The sequence below is a fragment of the Parafrankia sp. EAN1pec genome (assembly GCF_000018005.1).
Lineage (GTDB): Bacteria > Actinomycetota > Actinomycetes > Frankiales > Frankiaceae > Parafrankia > Parafrankia soli.
Window position 1 is genome coordinate 876,374 of record NC_009921.1, and the last position, 21,360, is coordinate 897,733.

Annotated in this window: 19 protein-coding genes; 11 read left to right on the top strand and 8 right to left on the bottom strand. The window is 71.8% G+C overall.

The features are described from left to right. Positions 1-3: 3 nt before the first annotated feature. The 3 genes from FRANEAN1_RS03645 to FRANEAN1_RS03655 all read left to right on the top strand — a co-directional run bounded on the left by FRANEAN1_RS03645 (position 4) and on the right by FRANEAN1_RS03655 (position 3,494). Entirely contained in the window at positions 4-1,047 is a 1,044-nt protein-coding gene (locus FRANEAN1_RS03645) for a glycosyltransferase family 4 protein (protein ID WP_347176972.1), read from the top strand. Positions 1,048-1,230: 183 nt separating this feature from the next. Further along, on the top strand, positions 1,231-2,067 hold the full coding sequence (locus FRANEAN1_RS03650; protein ID WP_157472994.1) for a hypothetical protein: 837 nt from the start codon (positions 1,231-1,233) through the stop codon (positions 2,065-2,067). After that, complete coding sequence (locus FRANEAN1_RS03655; protein ID WP_020458403.1) at positions 2,064-3,494, top strand: O-antigen ligase family protein; 1,431 nt, start codon at positions 2,064-2,066, stop codon at positions 3,492-3,494. Before FRANEAN1_RS03650 ends, FRANEAN1_RS03655 begins: the two co-directional genes overlap by 4 nt. 53 nt (positions 3,495-3,547) lie before the next feature. Here FRANEAN1_RS03655 and FRANEAN1_RS03660 read toward each other — a convergent pair whose 3' ends face one another. Further along, the gene (locus tag FRANEAN1_RS03660; protein ID WP_020458404.1) at positions 3,548-4,798 is read right to left on the bottom strand and encodes a glycosyltransferase; all 1,251 of its coding nucleotides are present in this window, start codon (positions 4,796-4,798) and stop codon (positions 3,548-3,550) included. A 21-nt stretch (positions 4,799-4,819) separates the two neighbouring features. Continuing rightward, positions 4,820-6,349 carry a lipopolysaccharide biosynthesis protein gene (locus FRANEAN1_RS03665; protein ID WP_020458405.1) on the bottom strand — a complete coding sequence of 510 codons (1,530 nt, stop codon included), beginning with the start codon at positions 6,347-6,349 and terminating at the stop codon, positions 4,820-4,822. A gap of 345 nt (positions 6,350-6,694) precedes the next feature. Between FRANEAN1_RS03665 and FRANEAN1_RS03670 the strand changes: the two genes are divergently transcribed. From FRANEAN1_RS03670 to FRANEAN1_RS03690, 5 genes are read left to right on the top strand one after another with little or no spacing between them, the layout of a single operon-like run. Continuing rightward, on the top strand, positions 6,695-8,014 hold the full coding sequence (locus FRANEAN1_RS03670; RefSeq protein WP_347176973.1) for a glycosyltransferase family 4 protein: 1,320 nt from the start codon (positions 6,695-6,697) through the stop codon (positions 8,012-8,014). Continuing rightward, positions 8,011-8,934 carry a glycosyltransferase gene (locus tag FRANEAN1_RS03675; RefSeq protein WP_020458407.1) on the top strand — a complete coding sequence of 308 codons (924 nt, stop codon included), beginning with the start codon at positions 8,011-8,013 and terminating at the stop codon, positions 8,932-8,934. Before FRANEAN1_RS03670 ends, FRANEAN1_RS03675 begins: the two co-directional genes overlap by 4 nt. After that, positions 8,931-9,560 carry an acyltransferase gene (locus FRANEAN1_RS03680; protein WP_020458408.1) on the top strand — a complete coding sequence of 210 codons (630 nt, stop codon included), beginning with the start codon at positions 8,931-8,933 and terminating at the stop codon, positions 9,558-9,560. The genes FRANEAN1_RS03675 and FRANEAN1_RS03680 overlap by 4 nt, the downstream gene beginning before the upstream one ends. Next, entirely contained in the window at positions 9,557-10,591 is a 1,035-nt protein-coding gene (locus FRANEAN1_RS03685) for a glycosyltransferase family 2 protein (protein WP_041253662.1), read from the top strand. The genes FRANEAN1_RS03680 and FRANEAN1_RS03685 overlap by 4 nt, the downstream gene beginning before the upstream one ends. After that, complete coding sequence (locus tag FRANEAN1_RS03690) at positions 10,588-11,187, top strand: acyltransferase (RefSeq protein WP_020458410.1); 600 nt, start codon at positions 10,588-10,590, stop codon at positions 11,185-11,187. Before FRANEAN1_RS03685 ends, FRANEAN1_RS03690 begins: the two co-directional genes overlap by 4 nt. A gap of 61 nt (positions 11,188-11,248) precedes the next feature. Here the strand turns inward: FRANEAN1_RS03690 and rfbC are convergent, their stop codons facing one another. Continuing rightward, the gene (rfbC, locus tag FRANEAN1_RS03695; protein ID WP_020458411.1) at positions 11,249-11,863 is read right to left on the bottom strand and encodes a dTDP-4-dehydrorhamnose 3,5-epimerase; all 615 of its coding nucleotides are present in this window, start codon (positions 11,861-11,863) and stop codon (positions 11,249-11,251) included. An 824-nt stretch (positions 11,864-12,687) separates the two neighbouring features. On the opposite strand from rfbC, the gene FRANEAN1_RS03700 reads away from it, so the two are divergent. Continuing rightward, complete coding sequence (locus tag FRANEAN1_RS03700) at positions 12,688-13,236, top strand: YdcF family protein (RefSeq protein ID WP_020458413.1); 549 nt, start codon at positions 12,688-12,690, stop codon at positions 13,234-13,236. A 54-nt stretch (positions 13,237-13,290) separates the two neighbouring features. Here the strand turns inward: FRANEAN1_RS03700 and FRANEAN1_RS03705 are convergent, their stop codons facing one another. Both FRANEAN1_RS03705 and FRANEAN1_RS03710 read right to left on the bottom strand, forming a co-directional pair. After that, complete coding sequence (locus FRANEAN1_RS03705) at positions 13,291-13,758, bottom strand: YdcF family protein (protein WP_157472998.1); 468 nt, start codon at positions 13,756-13,758, stop codon at positions 13,291-13,293. A 183-nt stretch (positions 13,759-13,941) separates the two neighbouring features. Next, positions 13,942-15,279, bottom strand: coding sequence for an ABC transporter substrate-binding protein (locus tag FRANEAN1_RS03710; protein ID WP_020458415.1), 1,338 nt, complete (start codon positions 15,277-15,279; stop codon positions 13,942-13,944). A 213-nt stretch (positions 15,280-15,492) separates the two neighbouring features. On the opposite strand from FRANEAN1_RS03710, the gene FRANEAN1_RS03715 reads away from it, so the two are divergent. Then, a complete protein-coding gene (locus FRANEAN1_RS03715; protein ID WP_020458416.1) occupies positions 15,493-16,317 on the top strand; it encodes a TatD family hydrolase in 825 nt (274 codons plus the stop codon). Continuing rightward, positions 16,311-17,204, top strand: coding sequence for a 16S rRNA (adenine(1518)-N(6)/adenine(1519)-N(6))-dimethyltransferase RsmA (gene rsmA, locus FRANEAN1_RS03720; RefSeq protein ID WP_041255429.1), 894 nt, complete (start codon positions 16,311-16,313; stop codon positions 17,202-17,204). Before FRANEAN1_RS03715 ends, rsmA begins: the two co-directional genes overlap by 7 nt. Before the next feature lie 23 nt (positions 17,205-17,227). Here the strand turns inward: rsmA and FRANEAN1_RS03725 are convergent, their stop codons facing one another. From FRANEAN1_RS03725 to glmU, 3 genes are all read right to left on the bottom strand, one after another. Then, positions 17,228-18,247, bottom strand: coding sequence for a tryptophan--tRNA ligase (locus FRANEAN1_RS03725; protein ID WP_041253663.1), 1,020 nt, complete (start codon positions 18,245-18,247; stop codon positions 17,228-17,230). Between the two features lie 124 nt (positions 18,248-18,371). Beyond that, positions 18,372-19,346, bottom strand: a complete 975-nt coding sequence (locus tag FRANEAN1_RS03730) for a ribose-phosphate diphosphokinase (protein ID WP_020458419.1) — start codon at positions 19,344-19,346, stop codon at positions 18,372-18,374. A gap of 447 nt (positions 19,347-19,793) precedes the next feature. Then, positions 19,794-21,317, bottom strand: coding sequence for a bifunctional UDP-N-acetylglucosamine diphosphorylase/glucosamine-1-phosphate N-acetyltransferase GlmU (gene glmU / locus FRANEAN1_RS03735; protein ID WP_020458420.1), 1,524 nt, complete (start codon positions 21,315-21,317; stop codon positions 19,794-19,796). Positions 21,318-21,360 lie beyond the last annotated feature (43 nt).

Below are 21,360 nucleotides of genomic sequence, written 5' to 3' on the forward strand. Positions count from 1 at the left end.
GTCGTGGATGTGCTCCTGAGCCGGGGCCTCGACCCCTATGACTGGGAACGTCGACACGCCCGGGGCGAGGTTCCGGACGTCTGGCCGTACGGGCTGAACAGGCTTGCCGACCATGGCTTTCGGACCAGCGGGTCGCTGCCGGCCGTGAGCCACCGGGCGCCGGGCGCGAGGGCCACCCGTGCGCTGGGGGGCTTCGAGTGGCGGGAGGTCGCCGCGCGTCGGATCGACGCGGCGGCGGAGGCGGTGCTGTGCTGGGACGAACGGGCCGGGGTACCGGCTGCCTCGATGGAGCGGTGGCGGGGCGGCAGACCGGTCGCCACCGGCGTGATCTGGCTGACCGACTCGGTGGGCCGGCCGCGGGGGGCACTGGCGTTGGCGCCCCGCGCGCTGCGTTCGGCCCAGTTGGTCTGGGCGCTGTCGAGTGCCCAGCTCCCGGTGCTCCGGGACGTCCTGAAGGTCGCCGAGCGCAGACTCGCCCATCTGCCCTTCGGTATCGACGCGGACTTCTTCCGGCCGGCCGGAACCGATCCGGTGCCCGGTCTGGTGGTCAGCGTCGGAAATGACCGGCATCGGGACCATGATACGCTTCTCGCTGCCATCGCGGACGCGGCTGGAAAAGTCACTGGGCTGCGCCTGGAACTGGTGACCGGTCGAGAGGTGACGATTCCCGTAAGGCTCGGGAAGTGGCATCCGAGAATGAGCCACGTCGATCTTGTTGGTCTCTATGCCCGCGCCTCTGTGGTGGTGGTTGCGCTGCGGCCGAACCTACATGTCAGCGGCGTCAGTGTCGTTCTCGAGGCCATGGCCTCGGGCCGCCCGGTTGTGGTTACCGAAACCCCGGGAATGTCCGACTACGTCGATCACGGGCGTACAGGGCTGCTTGTTCCGCCGGGTGATTCCGGCGTCCTTGCCGCGGAGCTGGCGGGGCTCCTGCTTGACCCCGACCGGGCCGCGGCAATGGGGCGGGCCGGCCGCCAGGCGGTCGAGACGACGTTCAACACCGGCGCGCAGGCGGGCCGGTTGGCCGGTCTGTTGCGAGGGATGTGATCTGCCGCGGGCCGGGCGAGAAGGCGCCGGTGGCGCGTGACGGCGCTGTCCAGGCGAAGTGCGGGAGGAACAAGGACCTGCTGGGTCTGACGACGTGCCGAAAAGGCGATCAGAGTATCTGCCGTCGGTGAGCGCCGGCGGCGTGGGAGGGGAGGGAATGCTCAGATGGATATATGGCAGATCGTGCGCATCACCATTCGGCGCTGGTATGTGTTCCTGGCGGTTGTGGCAGTGGGGATCGCAACCGCCCTGGTCACCACTTCGGGAGTGAAGCCGCAGTACTCCGCGGCCATGGACGCCTTCGTCAACGCCCCGCCGAGCCGCGCGAGTGCGCCGACCGGCAGCGTGGAGAACTCCGGCGGCGTCGGCTTCGCCGGCTCGCTCGAGGAACGCGCCATGGACGCCGACGCGTCCCGCGCACAGATCCACAAGATGGGCCTTCTCCCCACCTACAAGGTCAGCTGGACCAGGGCGAAGCTGGTCCTGTCGGTGAGCGTGACGGGCCCGACGCCCGACCTGGCCCGTCGCACCGTCGAGGAGGTCGTCGCGATGGCGAACCGACACCTCGTCGCGCACCAGGCCAGCACTGGTGTCACCGCTCCGGGTGCACAGTACTCGATCATGCCGGCGGCAGAGGGGGCCAACCTCTCACCTGCCCAGTACCCGGGTCGTTCCCGCCAGCGGATCGTCATCGGCGTCGTCGCGCTCGCTGCGGCGGTGGGCCTCGCGGTGGCGCTGGACGGCTTCGTCGCCGCCCGCCGTCGCGCCGCGGCCGGTGGAACCGGCCGGCTCGACAGCCCGCCGGACTCCGGATCACCGCGGAGCCCGCTGACTCGGGAGCCGGATCCGCTGGGAGATCCACTGGCCTCGCCGCGCCGAGCCGGGGACACACCGGGCAGGGACACACCGGAGTACGAGACCGCGGCGGTCAATGAGGACACGGTGACCATTCGGACGGGCAGCCGACTCGGGGCGGGGCCCGTCCCGCCGGACCTCGACCGAAGCGGCCGCCCGCGGTGACGCTGCCCGGACGGGCGGCGCTCCGGACGGTGGCGGCGCTCCCGATCGCCAGGTGGCGGCCGGACGCGGTGAGCGTGCTGACACTCCTCGGCGTGCTGCTGTTCGTCATCCCGGCGCGCAACACCCTGCAGTCGCTCGGCGCCGCGGGCCGGCCGGTGTTCCTGCTCGGCCTGGTGCTGGCCTGCGCCTGGCTGTGCACCTGGCTGCATCCCGGCCTGGTCCGCCGTGGCCGCCAGCCGGTCCGGGGCCTGTTGCTCATCTATCTGGGTGCGCTGCTCGCCGCCTATGTGGCCGGTCAGCGCCGCGGGCTCGACGGCGTGGAGGCCCGTGCCTCGGACCGGTCGATCCTGGCTGTCCTGGCGCTCGTCGGCATCGCGCTCGCGGCAGCCGACGGAATTCCCTCGCGGGCCCGGCTCGAGGTCCTGATCTCGCGCATCATGTGCTTCGGGGCCGTGATGGCGCTGTTCGGAATCGTCCAGTACCTGACGCACGAGGACTACAGCAGGTACCTGCGGCTTCCCGGGTTCGTGATGTGGTCCCCGGCGCTCGAGTCCGTCTCACGAGGGGGCGGCACCTCCCGGGTCGCCGGCACGGCGTCGCACTACATCGAGTTCGGTGTGGTCGTCGCCATGGTCGTCCCGCTGGCGCTGTACCGGACTTCTCACGCTGTCACCAAGGGCGCCCGGCAGCGTGCCGCCGGGGCGCTGGTGCTGACCGCGGCGGCCGCCCCTCTCTCCGTCTCCCGGACGGCGATCATCGGGCTTGGCTGCGTGCTGCTGGTCCAGAGCATCGTGTGGAGCTGGCGGCGGCGGTTCAACGTGTTCGTCTGGCTGGTGATCGGGGTCGGCGCGTTCGGTGCCGCCGTGCCCGGCGTGCTCGGCACGCTGCGCAGTCTGTTCCTGAACTACAAGACTGATCCCAGCTATCAGGGACGGATCGCGGACTACGCGGTCGCGCAGGCCTACATCAGCGAGCGGCCGTGGTTCGGGCGCGGGCCGGGCACCTTCATCCCGGCGAAGTACTTCTTCCTCGACAACCAGTACCTCGGGACCATCCTCACCTCCGGATACGTGGGTCTGGCCGCGCTCGTCATCGTCATGCTCGGCGGGATCACGATGGCGTTCGGGGTGGCCCGGCGCGCCGCCGACGCGGCGACCCGAGAACTGGCCCAGGCCCTCGCCGCGATGCTCGTCGCCGTCGCGGCGGCCTCGTACAGCTTCGACTCACTGTCGTTCCCGGCCTTCGCCGGCCTGTTCTACCTGACGCTGGGTGTCACCGGCGCGTTGTGGCGACTCGAACAGCGGCCCGTGCCCACACCGGCCGGGCCTGCCGCGGCGGCACCCGTCCAGTGGCGGGACCCGCGCGGTGACCAGCCAAGCGTGGCGGAGCTGGTCCCGGCGGCCCGGCAGCCCGCCGGCATCGCGTGAACCAGCGCCGCGAGGGCCGGCCGCGGGTACGCCGGCCCTCGCGGGTGCCGGTCTCACGTCGCCTCGCCGGCCCTCGCTGACGTCGCCCTAGCGTGGCCTTCGATCGGCGGGGCCGGCCGGGCCGCGGGCCGCCGCTGCCGCTCCGGATCGCCGCCAAGAGCGAAGTCCAGCAGCTCCATATGACGGGCTGACCAGCTGTTCGCTGCGACGAACCGGTGGCGTTCCGCTTCGGTCACCTCCGGCCAGCCGCGGACCTCCCTGAACGCGGCCACCGGATCGTCGCCCGGCGCCAGCAGCCTGACCCGCGGTCCCATGCCCCGGACCGGTGTCAGGTCGCTCGCCAGGACGGGCCGCCCCGCCGCCAGGTACTCGTACAGCTTGATCGGATCCATCGCCTCCGTCAGCGAGGTCACCCGGTGCGGTAGCAGGCACACGTCCGCCGCGGCGATCAGCCCGGTGACGGCCGGCCGGGGGAGATGGCCTGGCAGGACGACCGAGGGCAACGCCCGCAGCGGGGCGGCGTGTCGCTCGTCCTTGACGGGCCCGGCGAGTATCACCGTGCTCTCCGTCGCCAGCCGGGCGACCATGTCGACGTCGAGCCGGTCGTCGACGGTGCCCGCGTAGACGCACCACGGCCGGGGCAGGCTCGCGATCAGCGCGGGTGCCGGCGGCAGCCGCTCCCACTCGGCGGGATCGACGCCGTTGTGGACGACCAGTGAGCCTCCGGTGGGAGCGAGCCGCCGGCGCAGCGACTCCGACACCGCGACCACCGGCCGCCGCCGGCGGCGGATCTCGGCGTAGGCCTCCTGGAACGCCGGGTGCCAGCGTTCCAGCGGGGGGTAGGTCGCCCAGTCGTCACGGGCGAAGTAGACGACCGAGTCGGCCCATTCCAGCTCGGCGAGCCCGGCCAGCAGCGGGTACGTCGTGACGACCACGGGCCGCTCGCAGCGGGCCTGCTCCGCGGCCCGTCGCAGCACCCGGTCGTAGCGCCGGTAGGTGTGACGCAGCATCGCGGGCGAGACCGGGTCCTCGCGACGCCAGCGGCGCGCGGACACGACGTAGCGGTCCGGCCTGCTCGTCGGTGGAATGGCCACCACCGGGTCGCCCTTCGCCAACGCTGTCACCCTGCTGCGGAACGGCTCGGCGACGAGCAGCCGTCGCACCCGCGGCGACTGCATCAGGGTGAGCAGGACGCGGTCCGGCGGCCGCATGTAGGAGCGGATCGCCATGTCCCGCAGCGTCTCCCTGGACAGGGTGAACACGACGTCGCGCGCGGGGGCGGAGAGGGGGTCGGGCTCGGGCATGGGTCGGTTCCTCCGTCGAGATCAACGAGACCGCCGGTGTGACCGTCGGCGTCGGGCGCCGTGCTCGGCCGCCGCCGCGAGCGGCCACTGATCCTGGGGCGGGACGGATCCGGGAGCCGGGCTGTCGGACGGCCCCCGACCCGGCGCCGTCCCGCGCTTTCCGCGCAGCACGCCGTGCAGCTGGCGCCGGCAGGTCGGCATGGCCAACACGACAGCCGCATACGCCGCCACGCCGGCCGTCCCGGCGGTGACGAGCTCGGCGATCGGGGGCAGGTCCACCACCGCCCGCACCCCGGCGGTCACCGCGGCGAGCACCGCGCTGGCGAGGACGGCCGGCGCGATCGAGGTCGCGACATCCGACAGCCTGACCGGGGTGTCGCGGGTGGCGCTGGCAAGCATCGGGATGGCGGTCACCACCGAGGCGATGCTGACGGCCCAGGCGACGCCCACCGGCCCCCAGGGCAACCCCAGGAAGAACGAGGACACGGTGAGCGGACGGGTCACCGCGGCGACCTTGAGCATCTTGTCGGCCCGGTTCCGCGAGACCCACAGCCAGGTCGCCGTCGAGCTGATCGCCTGGGCGAATCCGGCGATCGCCAGCACTCTGAAGATCGGCACGACCCCGCTCCACGGCGCGCCCAGCAGACCGGTGACGAACACGTCGGCGAGCAGCGCCATCAGCACGACCAGCGGAAGAGCGAGCAGTGCCACGGTGAACACGGCGGCGCGGTAGTAGTCGCGGAACCGGTCCGGCTGGTCGTGGAGCCTGGACAGGGTGGGGATCGCGACCATGTTGACCGGCTGGTTGACCTGTTGCAGCGGGAGCAGGAGCAGCGCGTACGCACGGGAGTAGAGGCCGAGGGCCGCCGGCCCGGCGAACCGGCCCACCAGGACGTTGTCGGCGTTGCGGCTGATGTACCCGAGCAGGCCGGAGCCGGCGACGCTGCCGCCGAAGCGCAGCATCGGCGCGAGGCCGTCCGCGCGGGCCGGTCGGCTCGGCCGCCAGTCGCAGGCCGTCCAGACGAGAACCGCCCGGGCGAGGGCCGCCGAGGTCGGCATGAGCGCCAGTGACCAGTAGCCGGCCCCCAGTGACGCGAGAGTGATGGCCACGACGATGCTGGTGGTCCGGCCGATCATGTCGCGGGCCGCTACGGAGCCGAACTTCATCTGCCGTTGGAGCAGCGCCTGGTGCTGTACGAGGGCGCCGGTGATCAGGTATGACGGCGCGACGACGAGGGTGATTCCGACGAGCTCGTCGTGCCCGTAGAACAGGGCGATCAGCGGGCTGGCCGCGGCCAGCGCCACTGCGAGGCTGAGCCCGACCACGACGTTGACCCAGAACAGCGCGCTGACCTGACTGTGAGTGATCGTCTTGCGCTGGATGACGGCCTGGGAGAGCCCGAGGTCCGTCAGCTGGTCGGCGAGAGCCGAGATCGCCAGCACCATCCCGACGAGGCCGTAGGCGTCCGGCGACAGCAGCCGGGCCAGAATAATCGTTGAGCCGAATTGAGTGAACAATCGCCAGAGTTGGGCGCCGGCCGTCGCCGCCACACCTCTCCGGGACCGCCCGGCAAGGCCCTGGTTCAGTTCCGAGGTGTCGAGCCAGCGTCCTTGCTTTCCGTCTAAGAATGCTTGTCGGCGAGCAGATCGCGAGGCCGGCTCGGTGCGGGATTTCACCACAAACGATCAAGCTTTCCGCTAAAACGCATGGTCAGGGCACTGTACCCTGATGCGTTGACCGGCCTGACCGCCCGGTTCATCTCGAGTTCCCCAAAGGGCCGGACGGATCGAACAACATCTGTTCTAGTATGTCGTCAGTGGGGGGCGTGTCCAGCAGCGGCGCTCACCGCAGGTTCACTTGGTCAATCTGGGGGAGCAGTGACGTTGAGTAATCGCGTGCTGATCATAGTGCAGAACCTGCCGGTACCGCTCGACCGACGGGTCTGGCTGGAATGTCAGGCCCTGGTGGGCGCCGGTTACGATGTGCGGGTCATATGCCCCAAGGGGCCGGGTGACCCGGACTGTGAGCTACTCGACGACGTATACCTCTACAAGTACGATCCGTACGTCGCCACGTCCGGCGTAATCTCATACATGAAAGAGTTTTTTGTTTGCTGGATGCGTACCGCCCGGCTGGCGCGCAAGGTCTACCGGGAACGCGGCTTCGACGTTATCCAGGTGTGCAACCCGCCGGACACCTACGCGTTGCTCGCGTTATTCTATCGGCGGCGCGGTGTGCGCCTCGTGTACGACCAGCACGACCTCTGCCCGGAGGTCTACCAGTCCCGTTTCGAGCGCCCGTCGCGGATTCTGCTCGCCTTCCTTTTCGCGCTCGAGCGCATCACCTACGGGCTGTCGCACCACGTCATCTCCACCAATGACTCCTACCGTGAGATCGCGATCCGCCGTGGCGGCCGGACCAGGCAGGACACGACGGTCGTGCGCAGCGGCCCGGACACCGATCGGATGCGGCCCGGCGCCGTCCACCCGGAACTGCGGAAAGGCCGCGAGTTCCTGCTCTGCTATCTCGGGGTGATGGGCCCGCAGGACGGAGTGGACAACGCGCTGCGTGCCCTCGACATCCTCGTCCACCAGCACGGTCGCACCGACGTCCACATGGCCCTGCTCGGTTTCGGCGACTGCTATGACGATCTGCGCGCGCTCGCCACGGAGCTGGATCTTGACGACCACGTGACCTTCACCGGTCGCGCGGACCACGAGATGATCGACAAATACCTCTCGACCGCCGACCTGGCGGTCGGACCGGACCCGATGAACCCGCTCAACAACGTGTCGACCATGAACAAGACCATGGAATACATGGCCTACGGCCTGCCCGTGGTCACGTTCGATCTCGTCGAGACCAGGGTCACCGCCGCGGACATCGCGGAATACGTCGAACCCGGCGACATCGATGGGTTCGCCGCCGCGATCGAGCGGCTGCTCGATGACCCGGAGCGGCGGGCCGACCTGTCCAAGCGGGGCCGGCAGCGCGCGGTCGAGGTACTGGACTGGAGCCTGCAGGTCCCCGGCTACGTGGATGTCTTCGACCGCATCACCGGGCGGGAGCGCCCGGCCGGCGAGCGGGTCCGCCCGAGGCCGGTTGACTGTGCCGTCCCGGCGCCACGCCGCCGCGAGCAGGCCGGCTCCCACACGTCGGCGGCGGCACCTGGCGGCGACCACGAGGGCGACGAGCTCAGATCGGCGACGGGGTGACGGCACCGCTCTCCGCGGGCTCCGCCCCGGCGCCGCACGGCGCCGGCGATGTCCCAGCCAGCGTCGTCCTGGCCAGCGTCGTCGTGCCGGCGCACAACGAGGAGTCCGTCATCGGACGGTGCCTCGCGGCGCTCAGCGTCGGGCTGCCCGCCGGAGCACTCGACGTGATCGTGGTGTGCAACGGATGCACGGACGGCACCGCCGCGGCCGCCCGTGCCCGTGGCGTCCGGGTGATCGAGACGGATCGGGCGAACAAGGCGGCCGCCCTGAACACCGGGGACGCGGCGGCCATGGCCTTCCCGCGCTTCTACGTCGACGCCGATGTGGAGGTCGCCGGAGCGGCGCTGCTCGAGGTCGCCGACGTCCTGCGCACGGGTGCGGCACTCGCCGCGGCGCCCGCGCTGCGTCCGTGCATGACCGGGGTGGCCCGGCCCGTCCGCGACTACTACCGGATCTGGATGCGCCTGCCCTACGTCGCCGACGGGCACGTGGGCTCCGGAGTCGTCGGTGTCAGCGATGCCGGGCGGAAGCGTTTCACCCGCTTTCCCGAGGCCATCGCCGACGATCTTTACCTCTACCACCAGTTCAGCGCGGAGGAACGGACCACGGTGGACTCCGTCCACTTCACCGTCTATCCCGCGAGGACGGTGCGGGATTTCGTCCGGAGGAAGATCCGGGTGTACGCCGGGAACATCGAACTCCGCGGCCGTGGGCTGGTGCCCGCGGAGAACCGGAACACCGGCAGCGCGTCCTGGCTGTCCGTCGTCGCCGCCGATCGCCGGCTGCTCACCGCCGCCCCCGCCTACCTCGCCATCTCGGCGGTGGCGAAGCTGCTGGCCATCCGGAAGGTCCGCCACGGCGACCTCGGTGCCTGGGAGCGTGACGACAGCAGCAGGCGCCTTCTTGAGGAGACGACGTGACCAGGGTTCTCGGCTTTCTTCGTTCCCTGCTCGACGCCCGCGCCCTCCTGCACTCACTGCGGATCCTCCACTTCTACAACTACTCGCATGTCCAGCAGGTTCGCCGGATGACGATCGAACGGGGTGTCCGCCTGGCGCCGAACGTCTCCGTCCGGAACGGGGAGCGGGTGGAGATACGGGCGTTCGCCCACATCGGTGAGCGGGTTTCGCTGTGGGCCGGTGACCGCACTGGCCGGATCGAGATCGGCGAGCACTCCCTGATCGGCCCGGGCACGTTTCTCACGGCCGCGAACTACGAGACGCTGCCGGACATCGTCATCGACAGCCAGCCGAAGCGGGAGGCGGACATCGTCATCGGTAACGACGTGTGGGTCGGCGCCAACTCGGTGGTTCTTCCGGGCGTGACGATAGGCGACAGCACGATTGTCGGCGCCGGTTCTGTCGTCACGAAGTCGTTGCCCGCCGGAGCGTTGGCCGCGGGTGTTCCGGCGAAGGTCATCGGGAAGCGCGGGGAGTCGACCCGTTCCGGTCGTGCCGTCCAGGCGGACCGGCCTGAGCAGAACGGCCGTACCGGTGCGGACGGCACCGGGCGGCGTCCCGGCTCCCACCCGGCGGGTGAGCAGTGACCGTCGAGGTGTCCGTGCTGGTCGTGTCCTACAACACCGCCGAGCTGACGGTCCGGTGCCTGGAGTCCGTCCTGGCTGAGCCGGCCGGGGCCGAGATTGAGATCATCGTCGTAGACAACGCCTCGACGGACGGCTCCCCGGACGCCATTCGGGACGCGTTCCCGGCGGTGCGGCTGATCGAGTCGGCGACGAACCTCGGATTCGGCCGCGCGATCAACCTGGCGGCCTCCCACGCCGGCGGGGACTATCTGCTCCTGCTGAACCCCGACGCCGTCGTCCTCGATCGGGCGGTCGCCGAGATCCTCACCTTCGCCCGCGGGAACCCGGCCTGCGGGCTCTACGGCGGGCGGACGCTGCGGCCAGACGGATCGGTCGACCCGAGCTCCTGCTGGGGGGCACCCAGCCTGTGGAGCCTGGCGTGCTTCGGGGTCGGCCTGTCGACGATGTTCCGCGGATCGAGGATCTTCGATCCGGAGTCGCTCGGGCGCTGGCAGCGCGACAGCGTCCGCGAGGTCGGTGTCGTCACCGGATGCCTGCTGCTGGTCAGACGCGACCTCTTCGAACGGCTGGGCGGGTTCGACCCCCGGTTCTTCATGTACGGGGAGGACACCGACCTGTCGATGCGGGCGCGGGCCGCCGGCTACCGCCCCACGATCGTCCCGACCGCGGCGATCGTGCACCACGTCGGGGCCTCGTCCTCGAACTGGGCGGCCAAGCACGTGCTCGTCCTCCGCGGGAAGACCACGTTGGCGAGGAAGCACTGGACGGGGTGGCGGCAGGGGTTCTGCCTGGCGATGATCGTTCTTGGGGTGGCGCTGCGGGCCCTGGCCGATCTGGGGTCGGGGCTGGCCCGTGGGCGGCCGCGGGCGCGTGCGAGCGACTGGCGCGCGCTCTGGCGCCGGCGGCGGGACTGGTGGCCCGGCTACCCCCCGTACACCGAGCCCACGGGCGGCGTCCCCAGCCAGTCGCGCGTCCCGCCCGAGCCCGCATCCGGCACGTGTCACCCGTCCCGACATCTGACGAGGCCATGAGCAGTTCGCTACCCGAGCGGTCCCTCGACCTGTGGCGCAGGGCCCGGAGCCGGGCCTTCACCCGGTTCCTGGCCGGGTCGTTCGGGGCGCTCGGCCCGCGTACCGACATCGAGCCGCCGTTCCGGCTCTACGGCGCCCGCTGGATGTCGATCGGCGCCGGCGTCCATGTGGGCCCCGGCTCGTGGTTCCAGGTGATCGATGGGGACGGTGAGCCGGCGGCGCCGGTGATTCGAATCGGCGCGGGCTCGTCGTTCGTCGGGTGGTGCACGCTGTCGGCCGTACGCGGCATCACGATCGGGGACAGAGCGATGTTCGCGCGTGGCGTCTACGTGGCCGACCATGACCACGCCTACCGGGCGGCCGGCGTCGCGATCCGGGACCAGGGCCACACGGGCGTCGCCCCGGTGGTGATCGGCGACGGCGCCTGGCTGGGCCAGAACTGTGTGGTCACAGCGGGCTCGACGATCGGCCGCGGCGCCGTCGTCGGCGCGAACAGCGTCGTGAAGGGGGTCGTGCCCGACTTCAGTCTCGCGGTAGGGGCGCCCGCCCGGGTCGTCCGGAGCTGGGCGTCGCACGGCGTCCCGAGCCGGCCGTGAGGCCGGGTCGCCGGTCAGCCCGGCGGCCCGGCCAGTCTGCGGCTGGCCAGTCTGTGCTCGGTCAGCTCGGGTCCGCGTCCCCGCGGCCGGCGACCTCGGCCGGCGCGATCTCCACCGGGCTCACGTCGGCCAGCGACGGGTGGTGCTGGTCTCGATCGGATATCACGGCCTCACGCAACGGGACGGGCCACTGCACGCCGAGGACCGGGTCGGCAAGATTCACGAAGACGTAGCTGTCGTACCGGTCGGCACTCCAGTGCTCGTTGACGCTGTACAGATAGTAGGTGTCGTCCTCGATCGTCTGATAGGAGTTCGCGACCCCCTGCGGCAGGAAGACGGCTCGGTTCCGGTCGAGCTCGACGGTGACGACGGTTCCGAAGCTCTTCCCTGCTCGCAGGTCGACATAGGCGCAGAAGACGCGGCCCTTAACCACCGATATGTACTTGTCCCAGGGCTCGGCATGAAATCCCCGTGTCACGCCTAGCTTTTTGTTGTAGGAAAGGCTGTTCTGGACGACCCGGAAGCTCGCGGGAATCCCTGCGTCAACGAGCTTGGCGTGGTGGAACTTCTCCTGGAACCAGCCGCGCTCATCCTCGATGGACGTAACGTCGAACACAAAAAGGCCCGGAATCTCGGTCTCGGAGCCGGTGAACTGCGTAGTAGCCAGGACGGCCACGGAAGATCTCCCTCTTGCGCCCGGTACCCGGGCAGCCGGAGAACCCGATGGGCTTTCTCGGCGGCCGAGCACTCCGATACACGGAAGTGTGGACGGCATGAATCGGCGGTCGATGTCGGACCGGCGCCGGTGGTGCCCGGCTCGGCCTGATGGACGGCGCGGCGGGCGGCGGGAGCTGGGCGGCAAGGATGAGGCGAGGCGCCGCGCCACTGCGCATGACCGCGGACCCGGTAGTCGTCGAGGTCGGTTGAGCGAAACCTCGGCGGCCGACATCCGCGTGCTGAACTATATCAGCCCCTTACTCACTCCGTCGTGGTCCTTCGGTGCGTGTGGCAGGTGGCTTAGATCTCTTCTGGGGTGCGATGTCGACCATGGGATGAAGTGTCGGCTGATCACGGGTAAACCCGGTTCACTCGGCCCCTCCACCCGAAGGGGGTGGTGCTCTGAGAATGTCTGCCGTGGCCGCCTGGGTGAGGGCGCGGTGATGTCTGGTCAGGCCGGTCGCCGAACCTCCCGACAGCGTTCGCCGCCCAGCCGGCGGGCCGGCTCGGAGCCCGGCCGCCCGCATGGCCCTGGCGAGCCGGGAGCGGGGTGCCAAACCGGATCTCATAGGCCCACCAGAATGCGGGATGGGTGCCCGGGGTATTTGCGTGCGCCGCGCCCGGCCAATTTCCGGGGCACCGTCACGCGATGCCGGCTGACTTCTTCCGGCCGGCCGCGTCGGCCGCGTCGGGTGATTCACCGCGGGGGGTGGTCGGGGAACGTGAAGCAGAGCACGTCTCGACCGGTCCGCGGCCACAGGTACGCCGTCTACAGTCACGAGTGTGATCACAGACGCACAGCAGGCGCGGTCGCGGTGGCGGCGCGCGCTGCGCTCCGGGGCGCTCGGTGCGGCGCTTCTGATCGCCGTGCTGAACGTGCGAATGATCGTCTTCCCGAAGATCGACAAGCCGCGTCCCGTGGACGCGATCTTCATGCTCGGGGGTCCGGGCGAACGGCGGGACAAGGCCGTCGAGCTGGCCAGGTCCGGCATCGCCCCGGTTCTGGTGGTCTCGATGCCCGGCACCCGGCGGTGCCCCGACGCGGCCGAGGTCGGCCGGGACATCCAGGTCATCTGCTTCTGGCCGGACCCGGTGACCACCCAGGGCGAGGCTCGCGAGGCCGGCCGCCTGGCCAGGATCCACGGCTGGCGCTCGATCCTGTTCGTCACGGACCGCTCCCAGGACAGCCGGGCCAGGCTGCGCATCGAGCGCTGCTACGACGGTGAGGTCCTGGTGGACGCCGTCGGGACCCCCCGACGGCAGTGGCCGTACCTGATCGCCTACCAGACCGCGGCGACCGTCAAGGCGCTGGTCTGGCAGCGCGGCTGCTGATCGACAGGCGGGCCGGCAGCGATCAGCCGAGATCGGCGGCCAGGTCGGCAGCGGTCAGCAGTCCCGCTGGAAGATCAGCGCCTTGCCCATCGCGGCCCACTCGTAGGCGATCATGTACGGCCACATGATCTTTGATGGCGCGACCGGGCTCATGAGCACCTGCCCCGAGTAGCAGCGCCCCAGCCGTAGCCGCGCGCGGGTCGTCTGGCTGGTCGAGGTGATCACGAGCACCGACTTCCAGTCGTACCGGGCGGCCGCGGCGGCCACCCAACGTGACTCGCCCTGGGTGGTCAGCGGATCCGGGGCGAAGCAGATCACCTCGACGTTCGGGATGGCCGGGGGACACGGGTCGTCCGCCGTGGGCACCGAGACGGCCAGCATCGGCGCGTACCCGGCCACGGCCAGGCTCACCGCGTGCTCGAGGCGGCCCGGACTGCCGGCGAACATCACGATGGCGTCGACCGGGGCGGGGGAATCCCGCCGGGGATGGACGAACAGCCGGAAGGTCGCGCCGAGGAACATGACGCTCACGACCCCGAGGACCCCGAGCACAGTGGTGCGCCGCCGCCGCCGCCGCCGCCCGCGGTCCCGGGCGCGGCCCGCCGGCGGCTGCCCGGGACCTACCGATGGCCGTCCGCGGGCCCCCCAGGGGTCCTCGCCCGTCCACGGGAGACGTGCTGGTGGTGCCGGCATCGCGGCGCCCCCTCAGCCCGGCCAGCCGGCCGGACGGCCGGCGTCGGCATCCGGGCCCGACAGCCCGCCGGAAGGCCCCTCCGGGGCGGGCGAGGCCGGCCAGCGCGCACCGAAGCCGCTGCCCAGCCCGGGCCTCGGCCGGCCCAGGCCGAACGGGCGGGCGGGGGCGTCCTGGGCGGGCAGTGGCAGGGTCGGCCCGGGGCCCGGGCCAGTGGCCGTCTCCTCCCCGGCCGGGGCGTCCGCGGGCCGCGCACCGGCCTCGACGTCCATCCCGCCCGGCGGCGGGGCGTTCCAGCGCGGGTGGTGGAACGGCGCGCGCGCCGCTTCGCGGGGCCAGACCGTCCAGGACGCGCCGGACTGCCACTGGACGATCGGGACCTGATGGCCGACCTGGAGCCCGGTCGCCTCGTCGAGCCGGAAACGGCCCAGCATGGTCGTGGTGTCGAGGCCGCGCGCGGCGGCCAGGAGCGAGGCGTCGCCGACGCCGCCGCAGTGGCGGATGCAGCGTCCCAGGATCAGCCCCCCCACGTACGCCCAGGCGGCGGTCGCCGTCGGCGGGACGCCGTGCAGTGTGGCGAAGTCGGCGGAGAACTCCCGTGCGGTCGGGCCCGTCCCCACCTCGGCGACGCTGTCCGGGGCCCAGCTCGCCGGGGCCAGCAGGCCCTCGCGCAGCGCGCCCAGCGTCGCCGTGGCCTCGGCGCTCACCGCGGTGGAGAACGCCGCGGCCCGCCACGAGCGGCGCAGCAGCACGTTCGCGATCTCCAGCTCGTCGTCGGCGCCGCTGTGCACGATGAGGACGTCCGCCGGCGGGAGCAGCCGGGCCGCCTGCGCCCCGCGGCCGGGCGGGAACACGTTGGAGGTGACGTCGTAACCCTGGGAGCGGGCCGCGGCCTTGGTCACCGACGTCAGCTCGACCGCGAGATCCCCCGAGGCCAGCAGCGCGACCCGGCGGGCGTGGCGGTCCACCGAGCGGATCGCCGAGAGCACCCCACGCGGCCAGGTGGAGGTCGGCGCGGCCACGTTGACGACGTGCGGGAACGACTGGCGCATGAAACGCGTGGACGGGGCGCCGGCGTTGAACACGACCCGGCCCGTCGCGCCGAGCGCGGCGAGCGCCGCGCGCGGGCCGACCGGGCCGAAGACGGCGGCGGGCTCGGCCGCCGCGGCCGAGCGCATCGCGCCGACCGGGTCGGGGTGGGCGTCGTAGGCCGTCACGCCCACTTCGTCCCAGGGCGGCGGCAGCCGTTCGTCACGTGCCCACAGCGTCATTCCGCGCAGCGCCGCCAGGCCAAGGGCGGCGTCCGGTCCGGTCAACGGCGTGACCAGCGCGACGGGGAGCGGAGTCGTCATCGGCAGAAACCCGTGAGGTCAAGCACTCCTTCAGAATCCCACGGCCGTCGGGGCGGCACACCCGGCGGGAGTCCTAGGATCTGCGGTGGGCAAGGGGATGTCGGCGGCAACGACGTGATCTTCGTGCCGTGTCGTGCCGTGTCCTGCGGTGGCGTCATCGGGTGCGCCTTCGGGTGTGTCCTCGAGTGTGTCTTCGGGTGAAGGAGCGAACGGGTGGCGAGGAACTCCGGACGCGTCGGTGACCCTCCACCGCCGCCCGAGCCGCTGCCCGTCCCGGCGGTCGACGCGCACTGCCATCTCGACCTGATGGGCACTCCGGTGGCCGAGGCCATCGCCGCGGCCCGCGCGGTCGGCATCGACCGGATGGTCTCCGTCGGCGTCGACCTGCCGACCAGTCGCTGGCAGGCTGAGACCGCCGCGGCCAACCCGGAGGTCCGCGCGGCGGTGGCGATCCATCCCAACGCGGCCGCGAACGGGGTCGGCGAGGAGACGTTCGAGGCGATCGCGGCGCTCGCCCGCCTGGACGGTGTCGGCGCGGTCGGCGAGACCGGGCTCGACTACTACCGCACCCCCCCGGAGCAGCACGCCGCCCAGCAGGCGAGCTTCCGCCGGCACATCGCCATCGCCAAGGAGACCGGCCGGGCCCTGATGATCCACGACCGGGAGGCGCACGACGACACGTTGCGCATCCTGGCCGAGGAGGGCGCGCCCGAGCGGGTCGTGTTCCACGCCTTCTCCGGCGACGCGGAGATGGCCAAGATCTGCGCCGATGCCGGGTACGTGATGTCCTTCGCCGGCAACGTCACCTTCAAGAACGCCCAGGAGCTGCGCGACGCCGCCGCGGTGGTGCCCGCCGAGCTCCTGCTGGTCGAGACCGACGCGCCGTACCTCACCCCGGTCCCGTGGCGCGGGCGGCCCGGCGGCCCGTATCTGGTGCCGCTCACCCTGCGGCTGCTGGCACAGACCCGCGGCGAGGCCGTCGACGAGCTCGCCGCCCAGGTCGCCGCCAACGCGGAACGGACGTTCGGGCCCTGGTAGAGATCGAGGCGCTGCTCTCGCCGGCCGACATCCGGGAGCTCGCCCACGCCCTTGACCTGCGGCCGACGAAGCGCAGGGGCCAGAACTTCCTGGTGGATCCGAACACCGTCCGCCGGCTGGTGCGCCTGGCCGCGGTCGGCCCGGACGACGTCGCGCTCGAGGTGGGCCCCGGGCTGGGCTCGCTCACCCTCGGCCTGGTCACCGAGGCGGCGGCGGTGGCCGCGGTCGAGGTCGATCCGGTGCTCGCCGCCGCCCTGCCCGTCACCGCCGCGGCCCGGCTGCCGGCGGCGGTGGCCGCCCGGCTCCACGTCGTCGAGGCGGACGGCCTGCGGGTCGAGCCGTCCGACCTGCCGCCGGCGGTCGCCGCGCCGACGGTGCTGGCGGCGAACCTGCCGTACAACGTGGCCGTCCCGCTGCTGCTCGGCCTCCTCGAGCGGTTCCCGTCGATCCGGCGGGGCCTGGTGATGGTGCAGGCCGAGGTCGCCGACCGCCTCACCTCGCCGCCCGGCGGGCGGATCTACGGCGTGCCGAGCGTGAAACTGGCCTGGTACGCGCAGGCCCGGCCGGCCGGCGCGGTGCCCCGCCCGGTGTTCTGGCCGCAGCCCAACGTCGACTCCGGCCTCGTCGCCTTCACCCGGCGCGCCGCCCCACCGGCGGACGCCGGTCTGCGCCGCGAGGTCTTCGCGGCCGTCGACGCGGCCTTCGCCCAACGACGCAAGACGTTGCGGACGGCGCTCGCCCCCTGGGCCGGCTCACCCGCGCGAGCCGAGCAGCTCGCCCGTGCGGCCGGGGTGGACCCGGGCGCCCGCGGCGAGACCCTCGACGTCGAGGCGTTCGCCCGGCTGGCCCAGCAGGCCCGCATCCTCCCGGCCGACCAGCCCGCCTGACCGCGCCGGTCAGGCGGGGCCGGTCAGCCGACGCCGATCGCGCGGCGGGCGCCGGCCAGGACGGGGCGGGCGCGGTCGCGGGCCTTGTCCGCGCCGGCGGCGAGGATCGCGTCCAGCTCGCTGCCCGGGGCCACCAGCTCGTCGTAGCGGGCCCGCAGTGGGGTCAGCCAGGCGTCGAGCGTCTCGAACAGGGCGTTCTTCAGCTCGCCCCAGCCGGTGCCGCCCTGCTCGAGGCGGACCCGCATGTCCTTGACGGCCTCCGGGTCCGCGAAGTTCTCGTAGATCTGGAAGGCGGCGGAGGCGTCCGGATCCTTCGGCGCCTCGACCGGCGTGCTGTCGCTGCGGATGCCGCGCACCAGCTTGCGCAGCTGGGACGGCGGCGCGAACAGCGGAATCGTGTTCCCGTACGACTTGCTCATCTTCCGGCCGTCGGTGCCGGGCATCGTCCGCGCGTTGGCCCCGGACGGCAGCACCGCCTCGGGAATCTTCAGGCTGAACACGTCGCCGTAGAGGTGGTTGAACGAGCCGGCGATGTCCGCGGCGATCTCGAGGTGCTGCGACTGGTCCTGGCCGACGGGGACGACGTCCGCGCCCATGACGAGGATGTCGACGGCCATCAGGATGGGGTAGTTGAACAGCCCCATGTTGACGCCCGCGTCGAGGTCGGCGACGCCGCTCTCGGCGTTGCGGTCCCGCGCCGCCTTGTAGGCGTGCGCCCGGTTCATCAGGCCCTTGCCCGTGACACAGGACAGGATCCAGGTCAGCTCGAAGATCTCCGGGACGTCGGACTGCCGGTAGAAGACCGTGCGCTCGGGATCGAGCCCGAGCGTGATCCAGGTGGCGGCGACGGACCGGGTGTAGGCGGCGAACTTCGCCCTGTCCCGGATGGAGGTCAGGGCGTGGTAGTCGGCGATGAAGTAGATCGACTCGTACGTCGCCGCCAGGTCGAGGGCGGGGCGGATCGCCCCGATGTAGTTGCCCAGGTGCGGATCGCCGGTCGGCTTGATGCCGGTCAGCGAGACCCGTGGCCGGTCCTGCGTCATGTCGGGTGATTCTACGGCCCACCAGATCGCGCTCTCCCCCAACGCGCCCCCGAAGCCCGGGCTCAGGGACCTGGCTTCGGGGGAGCAGGGGATCACCCCGGGGGTGGCCGGCGTGGTGGTGCGGTCAGGCGTCCCCGCCGAACAGGCCGGTCACTGAGCCGTCCTCGAAGACGGCCTTGATGGCGGCGGCGATCAGCGGCGCGATCGACAGTTCGGTGATCTTGTCGATGCGGGCCTCGCTGGGCAGCGGCAGCGTGTTGGTGAGGACGACCTCGCTGATCTCGGAGTTCTTCAGCCGGTCGGCGGCCGGGCCGGACAGCACGCCGTGCGTCGCCGCGGCGATGACGTCGGTCGCGCCGTGCTCCTTCAGGGACTCCGCGGCCTTCGTGATCGTCCCGGCGGTGTCGATCATGTCGTCCACGATCACGCAGGTGCGCCCGCGGACCTCGCCGACCACGTCGAACATCTTGACCTGGTTCGGGACGTTCGGGTCGCGGCGCTTGTGGATGATCGCCAGCGGGCAGCCGAGCCGGTCGGTCCACCGCTCCGCGACGCGCACCCGGCCGGAGTCGGGCGCCACGACCGTCACTTCGGACGTGTCGAGCTTGCTCTCGATGTAGTCCGCGAGCAGCGGCAGCGCGAACAGGTGGTCGACCGGGCCGTCGAAGAACCCCTGGATCTGGGCGGTGTGCAGGTCGACGGACATCAGCCGGTGCGCGCCGGCGGTCTTGAACAGGTCGGCGACGAGGCGGGCTGAGATCGGCTCGCGGCCGCGGTGCTTCTTGTCCTGGCGGGCGTACGGGTAGAACGGGGCGACGACGGTGATGCGCTTGGCGCTGGCGCGCTTGAGCGCGTCGACCATGATGAGCTGTTCCATCAACCAGGTGTTCACCGGCGCGGTGTGGCACTGGAGCACGAAGGCGTCACACCCGCGGACGGACTCCTCGAAGCGGACGAAGATCTCGCCACTGGCGAACTCGTACGCGTTCGTGGGGACCGGCTGCACGTCGAGGGCTCGGGCCACCTCGGCTGCGAGCTCAGGGTGGGAACGCCCCGCGAAGAGCATCAGGTTTCGGCGGTTCTCGGTCTGGTATCCCACCGTTATCTCCTCAAGGCATGACTGGCGGCTCTGACAGGCGGCCCGTGACACGGACGGTTGCGGACGTGGACCGTTGATGTGTTCGTCTGCGGCTGACTCGTCTGCTGGTGGCGCTGCTGCTTCGTCGGACTCGACTGGCTCGTCTGCTGGTCGCGGTGGTCGTCGGGGGCCGGGCGGCGACCGGCGGCGGGCGGGTACCCGTCGCGCCGGGGCCTGGGCTGGGGTCACTGCCTGGTCAGGTCAGATCTACCCGTTCCGCCCGGGCATGGCGCAGGCGGCCGGGAACGAGCGACTCGGGATCAGGCGTCCCCTTCCACGCGGCAGACTGTGTACGACGGTGTCGATAGCCGCAGATCAGCCCACCTGCGGCCAAACGGTTTCTACGTTCGGCCTCGCGCGGCGAAAACGCCAGCGATACCGGGTCCCGGGGCCGGGCTGTGGTTCAACTCACGCGCCCGACTGCCCGGGCTGGCCGGGCTCCTGCCCGGCCGGCTCGGGCGTGGCCTGCTTGTGTCCGGCCGGCTCGGCCGTTTCCGCCTCATGCTGCCGGGCGCGCAGCGCGGCCTGCGCCGCGGGGCTGTCCGGCCGGCGGCGCAGCACCCAGCCCGGCACGTTGCGCTGCCGGCCCTCCCTGATCGCGAGCGCTCCCGGTGGGACGTCCTCCCTGATGACGGCGCCGGCGCCGGTGTAGGCGCCGTCCCCCACGGTCACCGGGGCCACCAGCATGGTGTCGCTGCCGATCCGGACGTCCGAACCGATCACCGTGCGGTGCTTGGCGACCCCGTCGTAGTTGACGAACACCGTGGTGCAGCCGATGTTGCTGCGCTCGCCGACCACCGCGTCGCCCACGTAGGCGAGATGGGGGACCTTGGACTCATCGCCGATGTCGGCGGCCTTCGTCTCGACGAAGGCGCCGATCTTGCCGCTGCGGCCGAGCCTGGTCCCCGCGCGCAGGTGGGCGAACGGCCCGACGACGGCGCCGGCACCGACCTCGGCGCGCTCGGTCACCGAGCTGACGACACGCGCTCCCGCGCCGACGACCGTGTCGATGAGGGTGCAGTCCGGGCCGACCTCCGCCCCGGTGGCGATCGTCGTGGCCCCACGCAGGTGCGTGTTCGGCCAGACGGTCGTGTCCGGCTCCAGGGTGACGTCGACGTCGATCCAGGTGGTGACCGGGTCGACGATCGTGGCCCCGCCGAGCATTGCGGCGCGGGTGATCCGTTCGCGCAGCGTGCGGCCGGCCTCGCTGAGCTGCACCCGGTCGTTGACTCCGCCGGCCTCGGCCGCGTCGGCGACGACGTGCGCCCCGATCGGCTCGCCGTCCGCGACGAGCAGGCCGACCACGTCGGTGAGGTACTCCTCGCCCTGCGCGTTGTCGGTGGTGAGCCGTTTCAGCGCGGACTGCAACAGCTCGACGTCGAACACGTAGACGCCGGCGTTGATCTCCCTGATCGCGGCGGTCGCGGGGTCGGCGTCCCGCTGCTCGACGATCGCCCGCACCTGGCCGCCGTCGCCGCGCACGATGCGGCCGTACCCGGTCGGGTCGGCGACGAAGGCCGACAGAACGGTGGCCGCCGCGCCCAGCGCCTGATGGCGCTCGACCAGGCCGGCGATGGTCTCGCCGGTCAGCAGCGGGGTGTCACCGGGCAGCACGACGACGGACGCGTCGGGCGGGAGACCGTCCAGCGCCGCCAGCGCGGCACGCACGGCGTGGCCCGTCCCGCCCTGGTGCTCCTGGACGGCGGTGATGACGTGCGGCGCCCGCTCGGCGAGCATGGCCGCGACCTGCTCGCGCCCGTGACCGACGACGACCACCGCCCGGGGCGCCCCGACCGGCTCGGTCGCGCGGAGCACATGCTCGAGCAGGGTCAGACCGGCGAGGCGATGCAGGACCTTCGGGGTGCCCGAACGCATTCGCCGCCCCTCGCCCGCCGCCAGGACGATGACAGCCGCCGGACGTGGCTGAGTCACACGAGCTCCCGCAATCTCGATGGACCTGGCTGCGCCCGACCTG